This window comes from Nostoc sp. UIC 10890 (assembly GCF_054786515.1).
Genome location: NZ_JBSGKF010000011.1, coordinates 14,756 through 35,575, shown reverse-complemented (window position 1 = coordinate 35,575; position 20,820 = coordinate 14,756). Strand labels below are relative to the sequence as shown.

The window sequence follows — 20,820 nt, the reverse complement described above, 5'->3', positions numbered from 1 at the left end:
TCAGCTTCAAGTCAGCATCACTGAATCCCCCAGACCACTTGCAAGCTAAAGGATACCAAAAAGCCGCCAGTGCCCAGGTAATCATATTTTGGCGCGGGAACTCAAGAAACTTATTCTTGGGACTGAGATATTTAATCAGCGTGATATAAGGAGAATTGACACTAATTTGAAAGCGAAAATCGACTTGTTCAGGCATGAGTCGTCATCCTTTCAGAAGTTCCACACAGGTAATAGAAGAGTCCGTAATTATCTGTCAGCCGAAATTCCAATCCATTACGGGACACATCAGCTAAAAAGTTACGGTTAATTTGTGCTTCCAGTTCGTTACACCAGATTTTATCAGTGTGCGGCAACAGACTATTTAACTCACGAGATAAATAGTGGGCTGTACCACCAGCAAATATCATCTCGTCCACATCAGAGGGGATGCGACTACGTAACCAACTAAAAAGACTAATCCAGTATTCCTCTCGTGCAGTAGCAACTGCTGACCTAATTTGAGAAAGTTCTGTATCTCGTAAACCAGGATCTTGAACCCGGATTAAGTGAGCTAAAGCCTTAGTGCTGATTTTAGAACCAGCCTTAGAAATAGCCGCCGCCAACTTCAAAGGCTTCTGTCCAGATACCAACCGTTGCACACAGCCAACTAACTTGTTGAATCCTAAATCTTCGGTAACGCCTTGAGAAATCATACCTCTGTCCATAATCAGCAAAGAGATATTGCGATAACCAATCATCACCACCGCGATTTTGCGTTCTTTGAGACTGGAACCGGGAGCGCGTCCCCGTGAAATCAAACCAAAACCTTCTGGACGACAGAGGAAACTTTCCAACTCAAACGAGCGTTCCACACCGCGAAACCGAAAACCAGCCAGAGCTTCAGTTACTAATTGTTCAAATAATTTGCGGTCTTCGTACTCACCGTAAGGCAACAGCACCCCCAAACGGATAGTTGCGCCATTAGAGAGAGAGTTTTTTTGTGCAAGAGCGCCTACAAGAGCCAAAGTCTTGTAAAGAGCAAGTTCAAACTTTGGTTCAGAAAGTTTTAAATCTGCATAGAATCGGTCTTGGGCGAGGAAACCAACAGCCCGATATTGTCCTTTGTACTCAACCCAAGCAGAATTTTCAGCAGCCGGACTACCAACACAGCTTGACTCGTAAGCTACAAGACTGGCTTTAGGAACTTGGGCAACTTCCGGTTCCATCAGTAGTAGTTCCGGGTGGAAGGATTTGAGAGTATAGAAAATCTTGCTCAGGGATGAACCTGGATCAAATGCAATTGTTAAATCTGCCATCGCTATTTGCTTGGCTGAAACCCTTTAATTATTAAACAACAAACTGCCAAAAAAAAGGCAAAATTAAGGAATTTTACAAAAAGGTAAATATAAGGAATTTCAATGGTAAATCAATGGCATTTCAATGGCAAATACAAGGAATTATTCCATCAGATTTCCGTAAAAAATAGAAATTTCAGGAAATTTTCGCTATTCAGGAAAAAATAAGGTAAATCAATGGCATTTCCAAGGTATTTGCAAGGTAAAGGTAAGGTAAATATAAGGATTATGGCTTTGAAAACCCAGTTTACCAAAGGGATTTCTCCCTCTGGACTCCCTCCGAAAAATTCTCGCACAGTACGCAAAAAAGTTTTGCCCGAAATTTGAAGTAGATTTAGAATTGGAGTAGGCGAAGAAAACCTGTATTAAGTAATATTAAAAATTGCATTACTCGATACTACAGAAAGTAACTTCCACGCTTTTAAAAGCAGAAGCGCATCAAATGATGTCGATGTGTTTCTGGAGTAATAGCCATTATTGGAGTAGCTGCCCATCTCCCAGAAAAAAATCTTCTACTGTAGTGATTCGGGTAGCTTATTTTAAAAAAGTCAATTGGGTGGGGTTTAACTTTTGTAAATACCATGCAGAGGCGGTGAAAATATTCAGAACCCTACCAGCCAATGACAGATTTTTTTATGAGATTAAGTTGAACTGTTATGCTGCATTCAACGTGTGGTGTATTGATGGTAAGCACTTTGAAAAACTAATAAGCGAACTTAACAATTATGTGGATATAGGGCTTGAATTTATAATTAGCACTCCCGATCAAGTCCCCGAACTGTTTCAAGCACTAAACCTGACATTCTATGAAAGGAGTGTTCAGTGTTAACAGGCAAGAACTCAGAACCACAGCAAGCAGTACATTACTTCATGGAAGGATATTACCAGGAGGGTACTTCACGCTGGTCTGGGAAAGGTGCGAAAAAATTGGGACTAGCAGGAGCAGTAGATTGCCAAGAAACTTTTTCTAACATCGTCAATGGGCGATCGCCTGACGGCAGCCAAAACCTCTGTGCTAGAAAGTTAGACTCATCGCAACGTCGAGCGGCTACTGACTTTACATTTTCTGCACCGAAAAGTGTCAGCTTGCAAGCGTTAGTAGATGGGGATGAAAGGCTGATTACTGCTCATCAGTTAGCCGTACAAAAGACTTTAGAACTGATTGAAGAACGTTATAGCTACACCAGAGCCACAACCCAAAATGGGCAGCAACTGATCCGGACTAACAACTTAGTAGTCGCGGAGTTTGACCATATTGAAACCAGGGAACTAGACCCGCATCTACATACTCATGCCCTGGTCATGAATATGACACAGCTAGAAAATGGTAAATGGTACAGTCTTTTAAATGATGAGATTTTCAAAAACAAGAAATTTCTGGGTATGGTGTACCAAAACTACCTAGCAGTGGAGGTACAAAAATTAGGGTATGAGGTGGAAGCTAGGAATCATGGGCAGTTTGAGATTAAAGGTTTTCAGGAAGCGGATTTAAAGGAGTTTTCTAAACGACGGCAGCAGATATTAAATTCAGCAGGGGAAAATGCAACCTGGACAGAACGCGAAGCAGCTTGGACTGCCACCCGTAACTTGAAGCAGAAAATTAACCCTGTGGAGTTAAAAGCCAAGTGGAGAGAGGAAGCAGCAGCACTGGGGATCAAGTTTGTACAGCCAGGAGAAGCGCAACCAGAACTACAACCCCGGTTAGTGAGCTATGAAAATTTAGAAGATGCGATCGCTCACTGCTCGGAAAGAAATGTCGCTTTCACCCAAGAAGATTTAGAAAAATTCATCCTAAACCAAGGGCTTGCCACGGAAGTTAGTCAGATTGAACCGCTAGTTAAAGCTAACCCGGAATTACTCAGCCTGTCTCAAGAAAACCGCGACTTTACCACGCTGGCAGCAGTTAACCGAGAACTGGCAACCATTAAATTGATGCAGTCTGGGATGGGTAAAGTTAGCCCACTTGCTCACCCAGAAGTAGTTGAAAGCCACCTGGAGAAAACAGCTTTAAACCCAGATCAACGTCGAGCGGTACTGACAGCAGCAACCACAACAGACCAATTTATGGCATGGCAAGGGGTAGCTGGTGCTGGCAAGACTTTTGCACTCAAGGAATTAAAAGCGATCGCTGCCACCTCTGGCTACACCATCAAAGGCTTTGCTCCTAGTTCGATGGCTGCTAAAGTCCTGGGCCAAGAGTTGGATATTCAAGCTGAGACTGTTGCTAGATTATTGGTCTCTGAACCACCCCAAGAGATTGAACCTAATCAAATTTGGATTGTGGACGAAGCAGGGTTACTCAGTGCTAAAGATGCCCTTGCTCTTTTAGAACGCGCAACCCAAGAACTTGCTAGGGTGGTGTTAGTGGGAGACACAAAACAGTTGTCAGCTGTAGAGGCTGGCAATCCCTTCAAGTCTCTACAACAGGCAGGAATTAAAACCAGTCATCTCAACGAATCTTTGAGGCAACGTGCGCCAAAACTGAAACTGGCAGTAGACCTGATTGCTTCTGGCCGTATTGAGGAGGGATTTTCACGCCTCGATGAAAACGGTTGCATCCAGAGTGTAAAAGCAGAATCCAAAATTGAGGCGATTGCCCACGACTATGTAACAGCCACACCAGAACAACGAGCGCGAACCCTGGTACTGGCTGGAACAAATTTTGAGCGTTTGGCAATCACTCAAGCCATTCGGGGGCATTTAAAGGCTGAGGGTAGTTTAGGAACTGCGACCACCATCACCCAACTGCAAGCCAAAGACTTAACTTCAGTACAAATGCGCTACACCCACAACTTTGAACTGGGTGATATGGTCATGCCCACCCGCAATTACAAGCGCCGGGGGCTGTCCAAAGGCAAGCTTTATGAAGTGGTGGATAAGGACAGTGACCAAATAACACTCAAAGCTAGTGATGGTAAGCATTTTCAAGTAGACACGGGATTTAAAAAAGCGGTTTACCAACGTCAACAGATTGAACTTGCCGAGGGCGATCGCCTACGCTGGACGAAAAACGACCGACAATTAGGACGGCGCAACGGTCAAGAGTTTGTAGTTAAAGCCATTGCAGGTTACAACGCGCAAATTCAGTATTTAGAAAGTGGTCAAACTGAATTTATTAACCTGCAACAAGCACAACACTTAGATTATGCGATCGTCAGCACTACATATAGTAGTCAGGGAAAGACGGCTGACCAAGTATTGATTGCTGCTGACAACACCATTGGACAAGAAAGCTTTTACGTTGCGGTCAGCCGTGCTAGGTATGAATTGAAACTCTACACGGAAGATAAAGACAATTTACTAGCCTTGGCGCAGTCGAGTAGGGCTAAAGAAAATGCACTGGTGCTACTGCGACAGAAAGAGTTAGAGAAGCAGCACCAATCAAAATTAGAGAAAGAAATGGTTGTAACTGCTCCGATTGTAGCTAAAACATCCACTACAGAGCAGGAAAGTAAAGAAGCGGAGGGGCAGAGGAGCAAAGAGGTGGAGGCAAGGGAGCGGAGGAGCAAAGGAGCAAAGGAGCAATCTTATACTGAGTCCTCCCCTCTGCCCCCCTGCCCTAGACCTCTGCCAAGTTCTTCCCCTCTGCCTCTTGTTTTTAAAACTCTACCGCCGGAAGCACCAAAAACTGTTGTTCCTACTCCCAAACCATTTATTAGAAAACCAGTTCCAAAAACAGCACAGCCAACAGTAGCATTTTGGACTCCTAATAATATTGGTGAAGCCCCAGAAAAACTTGATTCTAAACACTGGCAAGAATTAATACAAGGTAGCGCCATCCACCCCGAAATTGCCAGCCTTAATTTCACTAGCTTGCATCAAACTCTTGATTGGGAGCATGAAGCTTGGGAATACCTCATGTACAGTGATAAACTGCCACGCACTAACACTGGTAGGCTGTCTTCAGGGATCATAAGTAAATATGCTCATATTGAATCAGGCGGCTGGTGGTGTGATGCTGGCGTTAATCCCAACTCCTTCGCCAATCTCCAATCAGGGGATCAACCTGATAGAAAGATATGGGGATGCTACAAACCCAATAACCCCAGAGAAAAAGCTGATAAACCCGGCAAATTCATCAAATATGAACATCCACCACAAACTGAACTCAGTATTTTCTTGCTCGATGTACCTGATGATATTGCTGGGCGTATCTATGAAAAAGCTGGGGTACAACCAACCGATTGCGATCGCCAAAGCGGATTTTGGTATTGTGTTTGGAAACATAACCTACCAGTCACTATTACTGAGGGAGCAAAGAAAGCAGCCAGTTTGTTGAGCCAGGGTCATGCAGCGATCGGGCTACCGGGAATCTATGCTGGTTATCGCAGTAAAGATGAGTTTGGGGAGCAGACCAAAGCTCGGCTGATGGATGAATTAGCTGTTTTCGCCACTCCAGAACGGCAGATAACTTTCTGCTTTGATTACGAGACACGCCCGGACACTCAGCGAAATATAGAGATTGCTATCTCACGCACTGGGGGGCTGCTGGAGGAACGGGGAGCTAAAATTAATGTGGTGACGTTGCCGGGGCCAGATAAAGGCGTTGACGATTTAATAGTGGCTCAGGGGCCACTAGCATACGAAAAGGCGTTTTACGAAGCGTCAACTCTCAAGGCATGGCGAGATAACAACAATAAACAACGACATACTGCACCAGCACCACCCAAAAAGTTGAGTGACCAAGAGCGCAAACAACGGCTTCAACAACGTTTTTCAGGTCAAGTTACTCACAAGGCATTTAAGAAAGCCATCGATGCACTGACTGACCGAGAACTATTGTACTTAGAACAAGCGGTCAAGGAATATTTTGCCCAGCCAGTTGCTCAAGTACCAGCACCTGTTGATAAACAGGCTATTGAAAACGAAATTACTCAGCTTGGGCCACAAATTGATAGTTTGTGGTTAGAACACGCTATCCAAGAGAAAACTATCAGAGCAATGGAGCATTTTCCGCTTCATAAGTTGAGTAATAAGTATAACTTGAGACTAGAGCAGCAATTACAAACTATTGGAACTATCAAAGAATTAGTCACGTATCAGCAGCAGCTTCAGTCCAAACTTCAGGAATACGAAACCCAGGTAGAAAATCATCACTCCTGGGAGAACCAACAGCAAACTATTGAAATGAAGACTATGGCTGAAATACTAAACTCTCCTCAATTACAGTCACGACTAACGAGTATTTTGGATGAGATAGAACTTAAACAACAGCAAAGTCAAGCTAAGTTGTCTATTTCTCAGCAGCCATCACCACAACCGCGTCGAGGTTTGAGAAGGTGAATTATGTGCAACCTGAGTTACCCTTAAATCAATGGGGACAAATGATCTGTGAAACTAATCAAACACAGGCGGTTAAACTATATCGAAAAGCATTGCTTTCATCAAAATGGTTAACCGTTTACTGATACAACAAGGAATGACCCAAATTTACTATGAACTACCCCTGGCTCAAACTTTCGCACAGCCAGAGGTAGTTCATTATCTGAGTTTTATACCTGCACAAGTCAGATAAAACCTATTACCTTCTCAATTTTGTTGACTGTGATTGAGTATTAGTATGTTTTAAATAATCAGAAACTACCTCTCCTACTTCCTCTAACGATTCAACATCATTCTCTGTAGCATTAGCAGTCAAATCACCGTCAACCATCACAGCCCGACCATCTTTAGCTGTAACAGTAATACTATCTCCATTTTGGTAAAAGTTGTAATTCTTACTCTCATAACTGCGTGAACCATCAGAATGCTGATCACCAAAAAGACGCAGCATGGAATCTACACCCTTGGCAAGAGCCTTGCCTTTAATATCCATCACACTGTTAGTAACTTTTTCGAGATTCTGCTTCACAGTATGATTAGCTGCTGAGTGGATATCACCAACAGCTTGAGTTATCTGTTTATGGACTGTATTAACTTCCTCTGAAACCTTATTGTGAATAGCACCCATAGCAGATTGATGACGCTCCATGCCATGCTGAATCTCATCAGTGACTAACTGCTTGACTTCACCAATACCATCGTTAACTACACCCAACTGTGATTCAAATTCATTTTTAACAGCTGCAACTTGTGACCTCATCTCAGTTTTAAGAGACTCCATCTGTTGATTCATCTGCTCTTTTAAAGTGACAATTTGAGCCTCTAATTGGGTTTTGACTTTATCAACTTTGGGAGTGAGGGCAGTTTTTACCTGTTCATAGAGATTTTTGGCAGTGTTCTTAGCCTTAGTCTCAATCGAGTTTATCCAATCATGCAAGGTTGCATTCTTGACCGCAGGGTTATTTTGATTATTTATAGCTTCCAGTCCCTTCTGCAATTGCTCAATAGTTTTTTGTTGAGCATCAAAAGCTTGTTTAAGATTAATCAAGTCTGTCGATAATTTTTGAGTAACTTCAACGCTTGATTGCTTTTGAGTAGCAAAACTATCAATCAAACTTTGCTGGTTTTGAACCTTTTGCTGTAAAGCCTCTACCTGCTTTTGTAAATCCTCAATGCTCGAAGATTGTTGTACTGATTTGGCTGGTTGTTGAGACTGGGATTGATTCTGGCTAATCTGGCTACTTAAACCCAGTTTATCACTTAAAACCTCTCCATCCTTAACATGATAGACCTTATCCTTACCAATCATGATGCGGACAGAACCTTTCAAGTTTTGCGGGTCATTGATAGCCGTCTTGATTTTATCTACCAGTTCTGGAGTCATCAAATTTACGGACACTTCGGCATCAGGATGCCCTTTATACTTGGGTTGGTTGCCAACGTAAATTGATAAGTCTTTAGTAGTGTCTAACTCTTGAAATTTTCCTTTTTCTAGCAGCTTATGCAGAATGTCATTGAGGATTTCTAAATAATCATGTTGCACTTGTTTCGCCTCAGATTTTATTTCATCCATGATTTGTAACTCCTACTAAGGAACTAATGAGAGTCGATGGACTGACTAAGACATCTGGTAAAACTACACCTCCTAAACGATTGAGAATTACATTTCCTTCAATTTGGATATAAGCCCATTGGTCATCAATTAGAACTGAAATTGACTTTGTGTTATCCGGTAAGTTGGTCACTTTATAATCTTTTAGCTCTCCATTTACTATGAAAATATGAGGGCTTTCTGCATCGCCATAGTAAATTTCAATGAATTCTGGGACATGATTTTCAGGGAACGGTGGTTCATCCCAAAACTCTGCTGCATTGAAGATATCAGTTCGATAAGTGTTAACTAACGAGGCAATATCAAGCGGCAGTTTGCTTAACAATCGCAATTCGTATTCAGATAAATTAGTCACGTTGCTTTGCTCCAAATTCAAGAATTCAAAAATAAATAATTTTAGGAATTTGTAACCCTTTCATCTGAGGGAAAAATTTATCGAAGAAGGCAGTTCTTGCTCCCGAATTTCTCACTCATAGGGTGGGGAGTGTGGGAAGCAGTTTGCGCTCAGGGTAAGCGCCCATTCTCAATTCCTCCTCATTCTCCCCACATCCCCGACACTCCGCGAACTGCGGCCTTTCTCCGGTCATAAATTACCTCCTAAAGATTTTTCAATCTGTTATTCGCCTCTGCCTTTTTATCAACTAAAGGCAATAACATCTCTGCCTCTAAATGCCGGATTTCTAACTCTTCCCCAGATGGTTCACGCAGAGTAGATTGTGAGATAAACTGTTGCTGGAGTCCATACCACTTTTCAATACTTTTCGCCTCCAAGTTAATATCAGATTTTGGAATACGAATTTGCTCTAATAGCGGAATACTTACATCTCTACCAGAGCGAAACCCAGGACTAACAATTACGGCTCTGCCTTCCGGTAAGGTATTAAATTGGTTAACCTCAAATAAATTGCGGGTACTGTTTTGCTCAGAAATTGAGGTACTTGCACCACCTTTACCACCGGAACTGCGTGAACGTTCTCTGTGCTTGATTTGCTCATCACCTAAGAAGTTACTAAAACGTTCCGCCGCCACATCATCTTGGGGATTAAAGAAAGCTTTTGTAGCGCAACCGCCAAATATAGCATTGGTTGTTTCTTTGGAATAAGCCTTCTCAAGCTGTGATAAGTTTTGCAATCCCAGTAAACAAATCAAGCCATCTTCACGATTTTGATTGAGCCAATCAACTAAGGCTGGTAGATACAAAGTTGGTAATTCATCCAGTGCTAAAACTAATGGTTCTGTGCGTTTACCAGCCAAATTACGAGAACATAAAAGGTGCAAGATAGAAACTAACAAAGGAGCAATTACATCTCGTTTCTCCTTGTCCATGCCGAAAACCACCATTTTCCGCCCCTTCAAATCTAAGGGGATATTTGTTTGACCACAGAAGCCAGAAAGGGTGGATGGGGTCATAAAGCGAGTAAATAATCCGCTTGTTGTACCGACAATACTAGCGGCGGTTTCTGGAGAACCCGCTACAGATAAGAATTGGTCAAAGGCAACTTTTACCCAAGGATTTAAAGAAGCTTGTTGAATGCGGTCAATTAATTTAGGCAAACTGAGAATGGCATGGCACATCATGATGTCAGGAAAACAAGTACCCCGCGCCAGCATGAAGATTGCTTGTGCCAGCTGATCCCCTGCATTAGCAAAAAATCCACTATCTAAAGCATCACCACTTGTCAGCTTAAAATTACGATTGAGGACGATCGCTAACTGACGCGCCATCTCTGCATCAGTTTCACTCCGTAGAAAATCTAGGGGATTAGCTACGCAGGATTCAGGAAAACCAGGGGAGAGGATAGAAACCTCATACCCACGCATGGCGGCGTATCCTGCTAGTTTGGGTGCTTGCCCTTTAGCGTCAGCTGTAGCCGATTCTTGGTGAGCATACTTAAAATCGTAAAGGATAATTGGTAGTCCCTGGTCGATAGCAGAACGCACCAGAGGGTTAATCATGGAGAAGGTTTTACCAGAACCAGCCCCGCCACAAACTAAAATTCCACGTTGTACATCTGGCAGATAGAGTCTGCTTTTATCTTCTGGAATATTGATAATGCGTTTATTGTCAACAACCTGAAAAGTAGTACCTTTAGGTGTACCAATGTATAAAGCTACCCTGTTATGTTTGCGTTCAATCAGTTGTTTGCAGGCCAGCTTACGAGCTGCTGTTTTCTCCCTACCTCCTGCCCATCGCGCCCGTGCTAGTTTGTTTGTTGCCCCTCGCCTCTCCATTGCTTTCGCTAACATTAACGCCCCCACACTTACAAGTAATCCCAAACCCATTGGGGAGAAAAAGGCATCCTTAAAATTCTCAGGAACAAGGTTATAAGCTGGGGGGGCAGGGGTCGCTGGGGAGTAAAGAGAGCTATTTTTCAATGAATCTTTCTCCCCCTGCTGCACACCTCCCCCTGCTCTCTTTACTTGTTGGGTAGTTTTGGATATTTCAGCCATTTTCACCCCCTCCCTAGAATGACTAAATCATTCTCTTGAGTGGGAATCCAAGGTACAGGGCCAATAAAGTAGGGAGTGCAAGATTTACCACCCCAGAAAAAGCTAATGCAAAAACGAAAAAATAGCCCAAAGTTGGCTGTACCAGTGGACTCATTTACACCAGTTAGCACAACTTTGAAACCAGAACCGTAGACAAGCCTACCTGTTGGTTCTTTACCACCGTTAACACGTTGTAAGATCCCAAAACCACCGTCTACTTTCTGAGCAGAACCAGAAGCCCATCGCTTACCGTAAAGGTTGCCAGCTTGCCCTGCAACATCACCTAGTTCTAGGAATGGACACTCTTTACCCACATTACAGGCGACAACAACATTTTTGTTGGAACGATTTACCCTACCAGAAACAAAGTAATTCTCTCTTGCCCTAGAATCACCACGTTCCGAATTACCTAAAACCACAGAAGCTATACCCACCACATCCAAACCCGAATTAATCGGCTGTGGCATCTTGTCAAAAGGTACTTGATTTAGCCCCGGCACTTGATTAATGTAGCTTTGCTGCCAGCCTGGAAATCTTGATAGTTGCGTCTGATTAAGTCTAGGAATTGAGTTGATGGGATATCGACCTAGATCCAGTTTTTTACCCAAAGGGGTATTAGCAGCTTGTGGATTAGATTTTAAAATAGTTGAAATCTTACCGTTCAGTCCAATTTTGAGCGAATTTTTGTCAGGTTTGTTTGACTTTAGAGTAGCTGCGGCTATTGAATTAGAAGTTATGCTACTGTAACGAGATTGCGCGAATAAATCATAAATAGGTGGAACTTGATTAATATCAAGGTTGCCCAAGCTGGGAATAGCTTTGACTAGGGTGTTAGGAGTTTGCCACTGCATTAATCCCAAGTCTTTGAGTGTAAGCTTGGGGCCCAGAGGTACGATAACAGAGATAGTTTTCAGGCTGAAGGCAGACATTTGAAAAGCATCATCTACGTCCCCCAACATAATTACAGAATCAATACTCTGTCCGGCTGTCCAAGAACGGGAGGGATTATAGCCAATTTTGGCGGCTATATCTGGGGAAATATCAAGATATCCGGGCTGTTGTAATGGATCTAAGCTACTCCAATTGATTTTTGACCAGTCTGGAGACTTTAATTGATATTTACCGGAATTATAAGTAACTGTTGGAATTTCTGCATTGGCGACACTGGGTAATTCTAGAAGTGATGTCGCAACTATTGAGGCAGAAACTATTGATAATAAAGCTCTATTGTTAATCACTGAGTTTGCCCCCATTGCATCAGTTTATTGAACATTTCTTGGGGAATACCTGATAACCTAATAGCCTCTGTCCTACTTTTACCTCTCCTCAATAAACGGATGGTATCTTGCGTTTGTCGCCATACTATAGACTTAGGTTTGATTGCGCCATTACCCACCGCCACCGCTAAACCATAAGCTACGGCATTAGCATCATTTCTTTGTGAAACAGTGCTGGTTTGCGAAGAAGTATTGACTGTTAAACGTGGTTTTTTATCAAAATTTCGAGGTACGGTGTTATTGGTAATATTATTGGTATTGTTTAATCTATTTTGATTAACTAACGGTTTTTCAGCTATTAATAACGGCTGTGGTTTATCCGAATCTGGCTTAATAATTAAACTGGTATATTCTGGTTTACCTCTAGCCGGAATCAACTGAAATTGATATTGTTTTTGACCGTCAGCATTAGCAGTAATCACGGTCATCACGGTACTACCATCTTGACTGGAAGTTAAAACCGGAAAACTAATTGGTTTAATTTGTCTGAGGAATAAAATTGTAGCTCCTCCACTACCACAATTTTCATCTGATGCACCACGCTGACATAAGTTGCCATTAGAAGTTAAAGCAAAGCGGGAAGGGTCTCCTAACCACACTTGCTTGATGGTTTCACCTGTGGGAATGAAATTGATAGTCAAACCGTAACCAGCCCAAATCTTTAAGTCAATTCCATGAGAATTACTACCTTGAGCATCTTGTGAATAAACATTTCTCGCGGCTGGTAGTGCTAAAGCTGTGCCTGTATTAGCGTTGATAACTAACGTAGTTAGCAGTAAAAAACCTAAACGTTTCATATCACAACGGATTTATCTGCAAGAAATTGTGTAATAGTTATAAATTCAGAATTTAGAATTTATCCTTTTAACTCATTATTCATTGCCTAATTTCATATCGAAATTGATTGATTGACAAAGATTTGCACTGGTTTACCTGTTTCAATTACAAAAACTTGTTGTTGCTGTTGTACTTGTTGTAATTGCTGCTCATTGGAATTTTTCATCCTACTGAGAATTTGATTAATACTGCCTTCAGTAAAACCAGCCAGTAAATTCTTATCACTGTTACTTGTTGTAGTGGTTGTTGTACCCAAAGAGCTAATTGTTGTCTCTGAATTAGCTCTATTTTGAATCTCAGCCACCTTAGATAAACCAGACAGCATAGATGCCATGAGCGAATTGCCTAAATTACTGCCACCTTGACGAGATTCAGCTTTAAGTAAATTGCCGTTTTTACCCAATACCAAAATCGAATTCTGAGCCAGTGGCTTTTCCTCGGTTTTACCGTTGATGTTCACTAATACAGAAACAGCCGTCATTTGCACTATTTCTGAGTTAGTGGGATTGATCATAGCCACAACATAAGCATCTTTAGGTAAAACTTCAGACCCATCAAATGCTTTCAGGGGTTGAGTTAAACGAATCAGGCTATTTTGCTGCTGCTGATTACTTACACCACTACCCACCCAGGCTACAGGAGTCTCTATCACACCCGCCGCACGAGTTCCGACTAAAACCCGCTTGCCATCGTAGTTAATCGGTGGTGGCTGTGGTGAAGAATTGCGATCACTCCGAGGTAAGCTATCTGGTTTTATCCCTATACCCCCATTCACTTGAACATTACCCAATTCTGCCTCTTCCTGGTTTAAATCTGCATTGCCAGTGTCAGTAGAGGAGTAATTACCGACATTAGCAGCTGCTAACCACTCCTGCATCGGGTCTTTAGGAGTGGTACGAACGGGTAACGGATTGGAGACAACTTGAGATTTTACGGGTTTGGGTATAAGAGCAGACGCAGATTGTCTGACTACTGGTTGAGCAGGCACGCGATCGCTTTTACTAGGTCTAGTAACAATAGGTGGCGGTGGTGTTGAATGAATTGTTACTGGTCGCGTTGGTGTGGGCTGAGTTTTGACAGTGGTGTTAGTTGTAACTGTGGGGGTGACGGTTGGCGTTGGTGGTGCAGTTTCAGCGTTTTTTTTAGTAACAGCTTGTAACTCCCCTTTTTGAGAGGTGAGAGCGATCGCTGTTTTAAGCTCTCCTTCCTCATTTTCATCATCTGATTTAATATCTGTCTGAATACTTTTTGCATTTTGCTGGGCTGGCTTATCACCGGGAGAATTCAAAGCCCCTGTAATTGAGCTAATCATCGTCCCAAACATGACAACTATTAACAGCACCCCACCAGAGACTGTTAACCCTTTTAGTAATGGGTGATTAGCTACAGGGCGAGTAGTGACAATTTCTTCTGGTTCAGTTTTTTGTTCATCCACAGGTGATGATGTTTCTGAAACATTGGAAATTTCTACCCCATTCATCCGAGCAAATTCTTGGCTTCTATGGGAAGTATCACCAGTAGTAGCTTCAGAATTCGTATTTACAACTTGACTTTGATTTGACATAAAGCTACTTTCCTAAATCTAAATCTTGGATGCGGTAAATTTCCATTCCCGCTTTTCTAGCTCTATAAGCCTCTATCTGTGGTACAGAAGGATTATTCGGTAAAGGTGGTGTATCTACTGCTCTCACAAATACAGTTTTATTAAAAGAAATAGCCTTACCTAATTGGTCTTGACCTTTAAAAACTACTAAGTTGGCAACCATTTCTAATCGCCATTTACCTTCTTCTATTTTCTGAGGAGGCGAAAGATGGCGTACAAGTAAAGCTGATTGAGTATCACCATTAAACACGTCAGGCGGTGTTAAAGCTGCGATTTCTCGCAGAAAACTAGCGCGAAAATCTTCTGATAATGCAAATCCTGCACTCCAAGTATTTGTAGTGAGTTTTTTATCAGATACTTGTACACCGAGGTCAAGTTTTAGTTTGGTTGGATCTAAGTTACTATCAGACGACTTGGGAACGGCATTCCAACTCATCAAATTCATCATTGTCCGCCCTGCAAAGTCCATAATCGCTTGGTCAGTACGGTCTTTTTCTCCTACAGCAATTGCTCTAATGGAAGTACCGTCTTGAAGTTCTACTAAGGTAGGTTTCTGGTTAGATATTTTACTTAATTTACTGGAATTAGTTAGATTTATCAGTAACAAGAAGAGTAAGATAACAGCTTGCCCTATTGATACTAAGGGAGTAAAGTTTATCTCTTTCTTATCAAGTAATCTCATCTGAATACCCTCCCTGAGATTAACCTCCCACTGCTAGAGAAACATGAGAAAGCTGCCATCCCTCCACCAGACCCCATTGCTAACGCCAGTATTGGAGACAAAATTGCTTGTACTAGCTGTAAGAACAAGGGATTATTGTTACTAGCATTCACTATTGCACTAGCAGCCATTCCACAAACAATTGAGTATGACATGAGTACCAAAGTCAGTGCTAACCATCCTGCAACCCAAGCATAGATGGGTTTAGCTCCAAAAGGGAAAAGTGAAAGCACTAAAAAAATAGGGGCGATATAGGCATTTAGTAAGAATGCTACTTGCACAACATATTGAAAGGCTGCTTGTAAGCCACTGAATATAATCCATGACAGGGCTTGCACCATTGAATTAATAGTTTGCCCAGCTATATCTAATGGATTCCAGCTATTTGAATAAGAGGATATACCATATTTATTTTTGTAGGCTTGAGCTTGCTTTTTAATTTCATCGGCTTTCTCTTTTTGACATATTTCTCTTGGGTTTATAATGTTTCCTTGGTTATCTTGTCCATTTGTAGGCTTTTTTTCACACTCTTGCATTTGTGCTTGAACTGAAAGAGCAAAAGCCTGATCCATATTGGCAGTACGAATAGCATCTCTCAAAGTAATGCCATTTCGCGTAATACTTAATACTTTGTCATTCAAATTAACCGCTACATTACGAAACATCAGAGACGTGGTAGCAAGTAACTGTCCATTATTAACTGTCAACATTAAACAAACTAATAATGGATAGACCATCTCATTCAAAATTTCATGACTAAATCCTTCCTGAATTAACCTAGAATACCAACTGATAGACCAGAAGGAAACAAAAACCACTCCACATAAAGCAGAAACAGCTACCACTGCTTTAAAAACTTCACTATTCCCGTTAGCTAAATCTTGCCAGTCTTGGTTAAATGAAGATACAACCATGCGAGAGCCGTTAATCGCACCATCTACTATATCTTCCGCGTTTGTATCTCCAGTAACTGCTAGTAAATACCAGAAGTTAGTTAAATTATTTAGCATTGCTTTGTTCCCAAAAAGCATCAGCGAAAGCGGCACTACCTATAATTTGCTTGGCACTAGAATTATTATTAGCTTGCTCTTTTCTTGCTTGCTCATCTAACCTACCGGAAATGTCACTCAAATTGATATTGGCTGCTGATAAAGCTCTAGTTTGTTTTTGTGCTTCACTGTGAATTGATTTAGTAATAACTGTTGTTTGTAGATTCTGCACTGCCATCTTTTTCAAGATGTCTTGAGTGATGACATCATTTTGTACTTCATCAGCAGTATTAGATGAATTTTCTACAGCATAATTAGAGATTTCTGCTTCTTGCGCTTGAGTTTTTTGTCCTTCTCTACCTAAAATAGATCCAGATAGCCCATAAGTATAAGCTTGATGCCATTGTCTCTGAGCATTTTCACCTTGGGTTTGAGAATCAGTTTCAACTAAATCAGTATCTTGCTGTTGAACAATCACCTTGATATTTTTACCTGCTTTTAATGGGTCAGGTATACCCATAACTCCATTTGTAGAAGTGATGGCTATATCTAAGTCTTTATCTTTGTTCGAGTCTTTCGATAGCTGGCTAAATTCTTGGCTATACTGCTTAATGTATGACTGCAAGCTTGTCAAGACTTGCTGAAATTGTTCTAGAAATGAAGATTTGGCTGTAGCTGGTAAAGCTGAACAAAAAATGAATACAATTACTAAACTACTAAAAACTGCTAAACGGCGGTAGATAGGGGCTAATGTCAACTGGTTGAGTGATTTCATATAAATTCTCCAAGGAGACTGTAAAAGATTTGGGAGCGCAAGCAGATATCACCTCTGCTTTATTTCCTAAAATTTTCTTGCCAGTTACTATTAGTGGTGCTGGAGGTTGTTTATCAGTTCTCTTAGATAATCTTTCAAACAAACTCCCCTCATACCGTGGATGTTCAGGTATTAAAGATGCTGGCTGTGAGTACATTAAAATATAGTCTTTTTCAGATATAAAATCTGTATTTATTCCTGGCTGTTTTAGCTTTATTTTAAATGGTTGCTGCATTAAAGATGAATAGTAAGCAGCTTTTAAGAATCGATTGCTTTGTACATCATTGCTGGCATTTTCAATCATTTCTTGACAAGTTTGCTGCTTCTGGGCAATATACTTCTCATGCTGTTGCTGATGCCACTTCCACACTTCAAATGATGCCCATGAAGATAAAACTCCTAAAATAGCCAACAAGACTTTATATTGTGCAAATACCGTAGCAATTTCTAACTTTTTCATAAAGGCTTACCCTGCTTAATGCAACCAACATAGTATTTGGCAAATTCAGACACCCACTGAAACTTATCTGAGTACATTGCTTTAAACCTGTCGCGTGCCGCTTGCTCTTCTCTGCTATTAGCAACTAATGCCAACATTGGGTAGGAAGGATAGTAACGACAGCGTATATATTTGTTGTTATAATCCAATAGCCAAAGCGTATATAGCTGTTTAATATTGGGACGAAAACTTTCATTTTTATCAATAATTTGCTTTGGAATGCCTAAATGCTCTGAAAAACTTTTTGCAGCCCCTGGTACTATCCGCCCTATTAACCGACAGGGCATATTCTGTAAAATTTGTTCACCAGCTTCTGAGTTAGCGATCGACAGAATATCTTGACCCGCAAGTATGACCCGACAGCCAGATTTTCGAGCAGTCGCGCATTTACGACCCACTAACCGCGATAAGGCAGCAAACCGCAACAATACACTGGATTCATCCATGAAGAAAACGCTATTGGGTGCTGATAGGGATTGCCTGGAAGCGGCAATATAAGCAGACATCCCGAAAACTTCAGCGTCTTTACTTGATTGCAGGTTGGTGAGGGCAAAGGTAATCAGCTTGGCATCAGTATCAAACGTGGAAGGACGGCAGATAGCATTGCCAATGGTACTATTTCTCCAATATTGAAAGCGTAGGCGGATATAGTTCAACGCCCTATCTACGTTTTCATCTTCATAGCCCAAGTTTATGTGGTCTGTAGAAAAGAAATACTCCATGTCTGCAAGGGTTGGGGTATTCTCCCAAGCCGCAGAACCTAATCCTCCTTTCTTGGCAAGAGCAAAACGTCGTTGAATGTCGGGGTCATCGTAAAAGGCTTTTGTCCCTAGTGGGATGAGGGATTCGATTGTCTGGGACAAGAAACCATCAAATGATTGCGAACCCAAGACTAACTGAAGAACAATCAAGTTGACATCGTTTCTGTGGGCTTTAGCTCGTTCCTCCCGTTGTTCTTCTGGGATTTTTGATAAATCTAACGGCTGCACCAAATTGTTAGACTCTTTAGAAATATCAAAGTAAAAACCGTTGTGATAGGGTGTGTAGTCCCCAAAAGTCCCTGTACCGTCATCATTGGGCAGGTCTATCATTAAAATGCTCATGTCCTGAGCTTGGCACTCGGCGATGATGGAAGCTACCAAAACTGATTTACCTGAGCCGGTTGTACCGAGAACTAAAATATTCTTAGTTTTTGATAGGTCAATTTTGACGGGTGAATCACTCTCATCTGCGATTAACTCAAACCCTTGATGATCTGCGGGACTATTCTGCACTATATTAGTTAATCCCAAAACTTCACTTGCAAAGAAAGTTTGCCGCCGATTATATGGACGCATCAAAATCGGTTCTTGCCTGATGAGCAATGTTTGCAGCCAGATTAACCAAGCATATTCATATTCACGGGTTAGTTCTGTGGGTTGGTTAATATAGCCAGCTATCAACCTACAGGCATCGTCTACTTGCTCTGCTGTATTTCGGTAAACCAGCACTACCAAGCTTAAATTTAGTGGTACATCTCCTGTATATAGTTGCCTTTGTGCTTCCACTGAGCGTTCCACATTGATTTGGGCAGAGACATCTATTGATTTTTTCTGTTGAACATTCAAATCTAATGCCCTAGAACGTTTGGTAATCATCTGCTGGGCTGCACGGTTTATCCCTCGGTCAGCCGGGGAGAATTCTGTGATGATTTCTACATCAAAAATGTTGTTGCGTGAGAATAAATCCCACAGGAAACGAATTTGATGTTTAGTGGAAGCAAAGATTTCTGGTTTCCGGGTTAGTACCATTACTCCGACATACTTCTTCTCATCACCGTTTGGTAAGCAAATCCATCGTTTATCAGCGAAAGGTACACCATTATTGAGAATGATTGAGGTGAGATGCGGTTGATTGATGATTTCTAGTGGTTTATCGAAGGCGGCTTTCTCGTCAATTTCTTCTTTCAACCCTTGCTCATCAAATACCAATGTATGCGGGATGATTACTTCCTTTGCTCCGATGTTTTTACAAAGTTCTCTCCATAGGTCTTTGTCGGTTTTGGGCTGAGGATTCAACCCCATCTCTGAGAGAATCTGCTGGTATCTTAATGAGGCTTCTAGTGCTTTTGTTAAAATCTGCGTGAATCGCTTTTTGGTGATTTGACTAACTCCTGAATCTGTGAATCTTCTTTGGAGGAAGTTAGTCAATTTCGCTAAAAACTTATCTACTGGGTCTGAAGTGTCTAGCGATTCTGAGGTGACTGTAAATGACCAATAAATATTTAATTTGATATCTTTACGGGCTTTCTCCTTTGTCAGTTTTTGAGTTCTTGCTAACCTCCCCCAGTCTAAAAACTCACTTTCTAGAGAAATTGGGTTATTCAAACGTTGCATTAAATAATCTGTACTATCGCTATCATCGCAGAATGAACTCCAGCGACAAGTGATTTTTTCGCCTTGGGGAATTTCTTTACAGCCGTTTTCAAAGGCTTGAGCCACCGCTTCTATTTCTTGTTCTGAATGGAATAAAGGATGAATTCCAGTACAAGCAAAACCAAATATTAATTGCAGGGTGTTACTACTTTCCGTCAGATTCTTTTTACTTAGTAGATAAGCTCCAACGACATAAGAATCTTTTTTTAGCCTGACTATAGTAGTCAAATCTAACCAATCTTCAAATGGATTGAGGGTTTTAGGTTTAGATGAACGAGTTAGCTTGACTTTTCTAGTACCGACTTTTTTCTTATGCTGTGGTGAGGTGTAATTAGCATATCCTCTTGTCCATCTGGGGAGAATAGGATAAATCTTTGACCAGTACAGAGAAGGCTTATCTCCTGATAAGAAAGCTACTGATAAACTAGCCCAAAATGCCAAGCCTAATCCCCAAAATATATCTAATCCGAGAATTAAGCAGAGCAGTCCAAAAACTACGCAAAATACTCCGGCGAAAATTACGAACTGTCTACCTGTAAACGGGCCAAACTTGGGGCTTTCACCTAAGCTCTGATTGACTTTGATTATCTCTTGTTTCATGAGCTTTTATAAATTGCCATTAAATTAGAAATCAGAAGTCAGAAGTCAAAAACCAGAAACCAGAAACCAGAAACCAGAATTCAGAATAAGTACAGGTATTAAGCTAATCGTCATTCATTTTTCCAGAATGATTCGCTTGTAGTAAGGGCTGTAGCCCTACTTTTATGCAACTTAAATGCTGATAAGCTAATCAGCATCAAGAAGGCAGTGCATCCTCGTAATTTTTTTATTTGTAGCAACTGCCGTTAAATGAATGCTGTTTAGGAGCCAGAATGGATTCTGATTTAGCTATGATTTCATAGCTAAAT

Annotated in this window: 14 protein-coding genes and 1 pseudogene; 2 read left to right on the top strand and 13 right to left on the bottom strand. The window is 41.4% G+C overall.

Going from position 1 to position 20,820, the window contains the following annotated elements; genetic code table 11:
* Together ACWATR_RS36385 and ACWATR_RS36380 are read right to left on the bottom strand one after the other, a co-directional pair.
* A pseudogene (locus ACWATR_RS36385) lies at window positions 1-196 on the bottom strand (hypothetical protein); the annotation flags it as partial.
* Complete coding sequence (locus ACWATR_RS36380; protein ID WP_460344072.1) at window positions 189-1,295, bottom strand: ParM/StbA family protein; 1,107 nt, start codon at window positions 1,293-1,295, stop codon at window positions 189-191. The gene ACWATR_RS36380 and the pseudogene ACWATR_RS36385, both read right to left, overlap by 8 nt.
* 861 nt (window positions 1,296-2,156) lie before the next feature.
* Here ACWATR_RS36380 and mobF point away from each other — a divergent pair.
* Both mobF and ACWATR_RS36370 read left to right on the top strand, forming a co-directional pair.
* Complete coding sequence (gene mobF, locus ACWATR_RS36375; RefSeq protein ID WP_460344069.1) at window positions 2,157-6,617, top strand: MobF family relaxase; 4,461 nt, start codon at window positions 2,157-2,159, stop codon at window positions 6,615-6,617.
* Between the two features lie 106 nt (window positions 6,618-6,723).
* Entirely contained in the window at window positions 6,724-6,849 is a 126-nt protein-coding gene (locus ACWATR_RS36370; RefSeq protein ID WP_460344066.1) for a hypothetical protein, read from the top strand.
* A 6-nt stretch (window positions 6,850-6,855) separates the two neighbouring features.
* Here the strand turns inward: ACWATR_RS36370 and ACWATR_RS36365 are convergent, their stop codons facing one another.
* From ACWATR_RS36365 to ACWATR_RS36315, 11 genes are all read right to left on the bottom strand, one after another.
* On the bottom strand, window positions 6,856-8,229 hold the full coding sequence (locus tag ACWATR_RS36365; protein WP_460344063.1) for a hypothetical protein: 1,374 nt from the start codon (window positions 8,227-8,229) through the stop codon (window positions 6,856-6,858).
* Complete coding sequence (locus tag ACWATR_RS36360) at window positions 8,222-8,623, bottom strand: hypothetical protein (protein ID WP_460344060.1); 402 nt, start codon at window positions 8,621-8,623, stop codon at window positions 8,222-8,224. The genes ACWATR_RS36365 and ACWATR_RS36360 overlap by 8 nt, the downstream gene beginning before the upstream one ends.
* A gap of 242 nt (window positions 8,624-8,865) precedes the next feature.
* Complete coding sequence (locus tag ACWATR_RS36355; protein WP_460344057.1) at window positions 8,866-10,719, bottom strand: type IV secretory system conjugative DNA transfer family protein; 1,854 nt, start codon at window positions 10,717-10,719, stop codon at window positions 8,866-8,868.
* Window positions 10,720-10,721: 2 nt separating this feature from the next.
* Window positions 10,722-11,996, bottom strand: coding sequence for a hypothetical protein (locus tag ACWATR_RS36350; protein ID WP_460344054.1), 1,275 nt, complete (start codon window positions 11,994-11,996; stop codon window positions 10,722-10,724).
* Window positions 11,993-12,832 (bottom strand): hypothetical protein, encoded by an 840-nt coding sequence (locus ACWATR_RS36345; protein ID WP_460344051.1) that lies wholly within the window; start codon window positions 12,830-12,832, stop codon window positions 11,993-11,995. The genes ACWATR_RS36350 and ACWATR_RS36345 overlap by 4 nt, the downstream gene beginning before the upstream one ends.
* A 92-nt stretch (window positions 12,833-12,924) precedes the next feature.
* Window positions 12,925-14,436: a hypothetical protein gene (locus ACWATR_RS36340; protein WP_460344048.1), complete on the bottom strand. Its 1,512-nt coding sequence runs from the start codon at window positions 14,434-14,436 to the stop codon at window positions 12,925-12,927.
* A gap of 4 nt (window positions 14,437-14,440) precedes the next feature.
* Window positions 14,441-15,157 carry a hypothetical protein gene (locus tag ACWATR_RS36335; protein WP_460344045.1) on the bottom strand — a complete coding sequence of 239 codons (717 nt, stop codon included), beginning with the start codon at window positions 15,155-15,157 and terminating at the stop codon, window positions 14,441-14,443.
* Window positions 15,154-16,206 (bottom strand): hypothetical protein, encoded by a 1,053-nt coding sequence (locus tag ACWATR_RS36330; protein ID WP_340097084.1) that lies wholly within the window; start codon window positions 16,204-16,206, stop codon window positions 15,154-15,156. Before ACWATR_RS36330 ends, ACWATR_RS36335 begins: the two co-directional genes overlap by 4 nt.
* Window positions 16,196-16,960: a hypothetical protein gene (locus ACWATR_RS36325; protein ID WP_181927071.1), complete on the bottom strand. Its 765-nt coding sequence runs from the start codon at window positions 16,958-16,960 to the stop codon at window positions 16,196-16,198. Before ACWATR_RS36325 ends, ACWATR_RS36330 begins: the two co-directional genes overlap by 11 nt.
* Entirely contained in the window at window positions 16,902-17,459 is a 558-nt protein-coding gene (locus tag ACWATR_RS36320; protein ID WP_181927072.1) for a hypothetical protein, read from the bottom strand. The genes ACWATR_RS36325 and ACWATR_RS36320 overlap by 59 nt, the downstream gene beginning before the upstream one ends.
* Window positions 17,456-20,512: a helicase HerA domain-containing protein gene (locus ACWATR_RS36315; protein WP_460344040.1), complete on the bottom strand. Its 3,057-nt coding sequence runs from the start codon at window positions 20,510-20,512 to the stop codon at window positions 17,456-17,458. The genes ACWATR_RS36320 and ACWATR_RS36315 overlap by 4 nt, the downstream gene beginning before the upstream one ends.
* Window positions 20,513-20,820 lie beyond the last annotated feature (308 nt).